Origin of the sequence: Schnuerera sp., from assembly GCF_035459645.1 — a bacterium.
Lineage (GTDB): Bacteria > Bacillota > Clostridia > Tissierellales > Tepidimicrobiaceae > Schnuerera.
The window spans coordinates 1-5,454 of record NZ_DATHXO010000100.1; the positions used below are offsets into that span (position 1 = coordinate 1).

At 31.2% G+C, this 5,454-nt stretch carries 5 protein-coding genes and 1 pseudogene; all 6 read left to right on the forward strand.

Features of this window, described 5'->3' with window-relative positions; translation table 11 throughout:
- Positions 1–73 precede the first annotated feature (73 nt).
- Entirely contained in the window at positions 74–1,363 is a 1,290-nt protein-coding gene (locus VK998_RS02380) for a type II restriction enzyme (protein WP_325225054.1), read from the forward strand.
- A 15-nt stretch (positions 1,364–1,378) separates the two neighbouring features.
- Positions 1,379–1,807, forward strand: a pseudogene (gene msrB, locus VK998_RS02385) (peptide-methionine (R)-S-oxide reductase MsrB); the annotation flags it as partial.
- A gap of 249 nt (positions 1,808–2,056) precedes the next feature.
- Positions 2,057–2,902 carry a MurR/RpiR family transcriptional regulator gene (locus VK998_RS02390; RefSeq protein WP_325225056.1) on the forward strand — a complete coding sequence of 282 codons (846 nt, stop codon included), beginning with the start codon at positions 2,057–2,059 and terminating at the stop codon, positions 2,900–2,902.
- The gene (gene murQ, locus VK998_RS02395; protein WP_325225058.1) at positions 2,902–3,795 is read left to right on the forward strand and encodes an N-acetylmuramic acid 6-phosphate etherase; all 894 of its coding nucleotides are present in this window, start codon (positions 2,902–2,904) and stop codon (positions 3,793–3,795) included. Before VK998_RS02390 ends, murQ begins: the two co-directional genes overlap by 1 nt.
- A 52-nt stretch (positions 3,796–3,847) precedes the next feature.
- Entirely contained in the window at positions 3,848–5,272 is a 1,425-nt protein-coding gene (locus tag VK998_RS02400) for a PTS transporter subunit EIIC (protein ID WP_325225061.1), read from the forward strand.
- On the forward strand, positions 5,265–5,454 hold a 190-nt coding region (locus VK998_RS02405; RefSeq protein ID WP_325225064.1), incomplete at its 3' end, for a hypothetical protein. The genes VK998_RS02400 and VK998_RS02405, both read left to right, overlap by 8 nt.

Here is a 5,454-nt window from a genome sequence, read left to right on the forward strand (position 1 = left end):
GTACATGCTAAAAGATCTATAAATTCAAAGGGACATAAAAGAGGAGAAGTTAACGAAGTGCTGGTGAGGAATTATGAGTAAAACGAAAAATGATTTTGCCTGGGAAAAGCTTTTTGATAAATATAATATTTTGTATGAAATAGAGAATAAAGGCTTTTATGAAATTTCTTCTAAAAAGATTAATGAATTTAGAGAAGCTAGATTAGCTACAAAATTCGACCATAAGACAAATTTACCAAAATTGTTTATAGATAATCATCTATCTATTTTACCAATAACTAGAGGTAGTTATATAATTTCTTCTTTTGAAGCATACAAGGAATTTGATGAAATAAATAATGAAGTTATAAAAGTTACATTTCCTGATTATATAGAAAGTATTGATTATGAAAATATAACTTCTGAATCCATAGCTATAAATTGTGCCTTTGTTTCAGGAATATTATCGGATTTTCTTCAAGATGATAAACCAATGCCTACAGTCAGTGGGCGGATTAGTTCTAATGAATTTTCTTTCTATATAAATAATTTAAATATCAACAAAGATGTAAAGGTTATAGTATCTAATTCTCAAATTGAAATAGATGGCGGTTATGAAGGAACAGAAAGTCTAGCTTTAATAGAGGCTAAAAACTCAATTTCTGAAGACTTTTTAATTAGACAATTATATTATCCCTTTAGACTATGGGATGAGAAGATAGCTAAGAGGGTCAAGCCAATTTTTATGGTATATTCTAATGGTATTTTTACATTATATGAGTATGTTTTTCAGGATCCTAATAATTATAATTCATTAGTTTTGGTAAAACAAAAAAATTATACTTTAGTACAAGATGATATTAGTCTGAATGATATAAAAGATATTTTATATAATGTCAATATTATTGAAGAACCAAGGATCCAATTTCCTCAGGCTAATAATATTAAGAGACTTATAAATTTATGCGAATTATTATATAAGAAGGACATGACAAAAGAAGAGATTACTACTACATATGATTTTAATCCTAGACAAACTAACTATTATACTGATGCAGGTAGATATTTAGGTATTATAGATAAAAAAAGAGAAGATAATGAGGTAGTTTACTTTTTAACAAATGAAGGTAGAAATCTTTTTAAAATCAACTTAAAGACAAGACAACTCAAATTTATTGAATTACTTCTTAAACACAATGCTTTTAATAAAACTTTAAAAGAATATTTCAAAATAAAACAAATGCCTAGTAAAGATAATGTTGTTAAAACAATGAAAGAATCAAATTTGTATAAAATAAAATCAGATAGTACATTCTATAGAAGAGCCCAGACTGTATCAAGCTGGATAAGTTGGATATTAAGCTTATCTAAAGAAAATTTTTGAGGTGATCCTATGTCAAAATATGAAAAACCCAATAAAAAAGAACTAAAACAAAAGTTAACCCCAATTCAATATAAGATAACTCAAGAAAATGGAACGGAAAGGCCTTTTCAAAATGAGTATTGGGATCATGAGGAGGAAGGCATCTACGTGGATGTAGTTACTGGAGAACCACTATTTAGTTCAAGAGACAAATATGATGCAGGCTGTGGATGGCCTAGTTTTACTAAACCTATAGAAGAAAATATTAAGGAAAAATTAGATACTAGTCATAATATGGCAAGGACTGAAGTTAGAAGTAAATATGGAGATTCTCATCTTGGTCATGTATTTCATGATGGACCAAAGGATAAAGGTGGTCTTAGATATTGTATCAATAGTGCTGCATTGAAATTTATTAAAAAAGAGGATATGGAAAAGGAAGGCTATGGAAAATATCTATGGTGATTCCGAGAACCATATCCTCTTTTTGTCATTTCGGAATATTTAATTTTGAGCAATTCGAACACTACCCTTCTTATAAGTTTGTATTCTATTTTTTATTCATATCAATTTTCCTATATTAATCTTTAAAGTTTCAGAAAAAACTGATAAAATATATAGTATGAACCAAAATATGAAACATTATTTCACAATAAACAAGAATTATTGACACTATAGTTCATGATGATAAAATGAAATTAAGGAGTGGGAAGAGTGAAGAGTGTAATCGTAAGATTAAGAGAATATTACAACCAAGCCAGTCCTACAGAAAAATCTATAATAGAATATATTTTAGAGCATCCTAAGGAGGCTTCAGGAATAACTATTTATGAACTTGCAGAAAAAACTTTTACTTCACCAGCATCCATAGTGAGAATGTGTAAAAAGAATGGTTTTGGTGGATATAAGGATTTTACTAAAGCATTGATATATGAGTTAGCTATTAGGGATAACAACAAATCTGAAGAGAAAAAGGAAATTGTTGAATCAGATAATATCGAAGGTATTATTGAAAAAGTAACTTATAAAAACATAGTTTCTCTTGAAGATACAAAGAATATAATAGATTCGGAAGTTATAGAGAAATGCATAGATTTATTAAAGACATGTGAAAATATATGTATTTTTGGAATTGGTTCTTCTCTTATTGTTGCAAAGGATGCTCAACAAAAGTTTATGAGGTTAAATAGATATTGTACAGTAAGTGAAGATTGGCATTTACAATTGTTGACCGCAAGGAATATGTCATCTAAAGATATTGGTATAATTATATCCTACTCTGGACAAACAATGGAAATGATAGAGTGTGCTAAAGCTATGAAAGAGAACAATGTAAAAATTATATCTATAACTAAATATGGGATTTCTCCCATTGTAGATTTATGTGACTATAATATTTTTGTGGCAGCAAATGAATCGACTTTAAGGAGTGGAGCCATGTCCTCTAGAATGTCTCAATTAAATGTAATTGATATATTATACACTGGATATGCTAGTACTCAATATGAAAAATCATTAGAATTGATTACAAAAACACATATTAGAAAGGGGAAAAACTGATGATTGATTTGAACAAAATGTCAACTGAACAAATAAATGATAAAACTCTAGATTTAGATATTTTATCAATAAAGGATGCACTATTAATTATGAATGAAGAGGATCAAAAGGTTCCCCAGGCAGTAAAAAAGGAAATTCCTCAAATTGAAAAAGCTGTAAGAGTTGTAATAGAAGCCTTTAATAAAGGAGGGAGGCTTATATATATTGGAGCTGGTACTAGTGGACGTTTAGGAGTATTAGATGCTGTAGAGTGCCCTCCAACCTTCGGTACACCTCCAGAAATGGTTGTAGGATTAATAGCTGGAGGGGAAAATGCTTTTGTAAAGGCTGCTGAAGGAGCCGAAGACAGTACAACTATGGGAGTAGATGATTTAAAAAATATTAACTTAACAGATAAGGATGTAGTTGTAGGCATAGCTGCAAGTGGTCGAACACCTTACGTTATTGCTGGTCTTAATTATGCCAATAAGGTTGGCTGCAACACCGTAGGAATAGCTTGTAATAAAAATTCTGAAGTAGGTGCTGTATCAGATATAGCAATTGAGATAGTAGTTGGCCCCGAAGTTTTAACTGGATCCACTAGATTAAAAGCAGGGACAGCCCAGAAAATGGTTTTAAATATGATATCTACAATTTCCATGGTAGGAATTGGGAAAGCATATAAAAACCTTATGGTAGATGTGCAGATGACAAACAATAAATTAAAAACTAGGGCAGAGAATATCATTATGGCAGCCACTGATGTAGGAAGAGAAACTGCAAGAGAAGTTTTAAAAAAGGCAGGAGGAAGTGTAAAAGTTGCAATTACAATGATTTTATTGAATTCCAGTGCAGAAGAAGCAAGGAAAAGATTAACTTTAACTAATGGCCATATTAGAAAAATTTCATTATAAAATGAGAAAATCTAATTTCTCAAAAAATTAATAAAGAAAGAGGTGTTAATGTATGGCAACTAACAAAGAGTTAGCTAAAAAGATTCTTGAATTAGTAGGTGGTAAGGAAAATATTATCACTGTAACTAACTGTATGACAAGGCTCCGCCTAAGAATTAAAGATATGTCAAATGTTCAGATGGAGGAGTTAAAAAATACAGAAGGTGTTTTAGGTGTTACAGGAACTGATTCTTTGCAGGTAGTAGTGGGTCCTGGAAAGGCTAGAAAGTTAGCAGATATATTTGTAGAAGAATTTGGTCTAACAGGGGATTCGGTTGTAACTGAGGATTGGGAAGGAACTAAGGCAGATATTAAATCAAGACAAAAGAAAGGACCTTTAAAAGCAGGATTAGAAACAATTGCTGGTATTTTTATTCCTCTTATTCCTGCAATTATTGCAGCAGGTATCTTCAATGGATTTGCATCTTTAATTAGTACATTACAAGGAAATGGTAATTTACCTACTTCTAATACTTGGAATTTTATTCAATTAATGTTTTCTCTAATAGGTGCAGCTTTCTTAGGATATTTTGCAATATATACAGGTGTTAATGCTGCAAAAAGATTTGGTGCAACAGAGGCTTTAGGTGGAATGATTGGTGCCATGACAATTGGAGCACAGATCAATAGCATATCAGAGTTATTTGGATTGTATAATGCAGAAGTACCTTTAAATTCTATTCTTACCACAGGAAAAGGTGGTATTATTGGTGTAATTTTGGGAGTTTACCTCCTTTCAAAGATTGAAAGAAAAGTTAGAAAAGTAGTACCAGATGTTCTAGATCTAATTGTTACTCCTTTAGTAACTCTTTTAATCACAGGCTTAGCTTTGGTACTAGTTATTATGCCGGTTTCTGGGTTTATTTCAGATGGTTTAGTCAGTGCTTTAAGTGTAATTATCAACTCAGATAATACTATAGTAAGTGTAATATCTGGTTATATTTTAGCAGCAGTATTTTTACCAATGGTTTTATTAGGATTACATCATGGACTTATTCCTATTTATGCAATTCAGCTTGAATCCATGGGTGGAGTTTCACTTTTTCCAGTACTTGCAATGGCAGGTGCAGGGCAAGTAGGTGCTGCAATAGCAATATATTTAAAAGCTAAAAAAGTTGACAACCAAAGGATTCAATCAGTTATTACAGGTGCTTTACCAGCAGGAGTTCTAGGTATTGGTGAACCTTTAATTTATGGTGTTACTCTTCCACTAGGAAAGCCTTTTGTTACAGCAGGTTTAGGGGCAGGATTTGGTGGTGCTTATGTTATGGCAACTAAAGTTTTGGCTACTGCTTGGGGACCATCAGGTTTAGTAGCCTTGCCTTTAATGCAACCAGATTCAATGTTAAACTATTTCCTAGGTATTATTATCTCCTATGTAGGTGGATTCATTATGACTACATTATTTATTAAGAATTCTGATATAGCCAATGTTTAACCAATTAGGTTTATCTGTATATTTATCCACTTTTGACATTCAAAAGGAGATGTTAGAAAGATTTGAAGGAAGTGAATATTATGTATTCGCTTCCTTCCATATAGAGGAAGAGTTTAGAAATATGGAAGATTATTGTTCTAAAGCTAAGGAAATGTGTCGGTGGTTAAAGGAAAGACAATTTA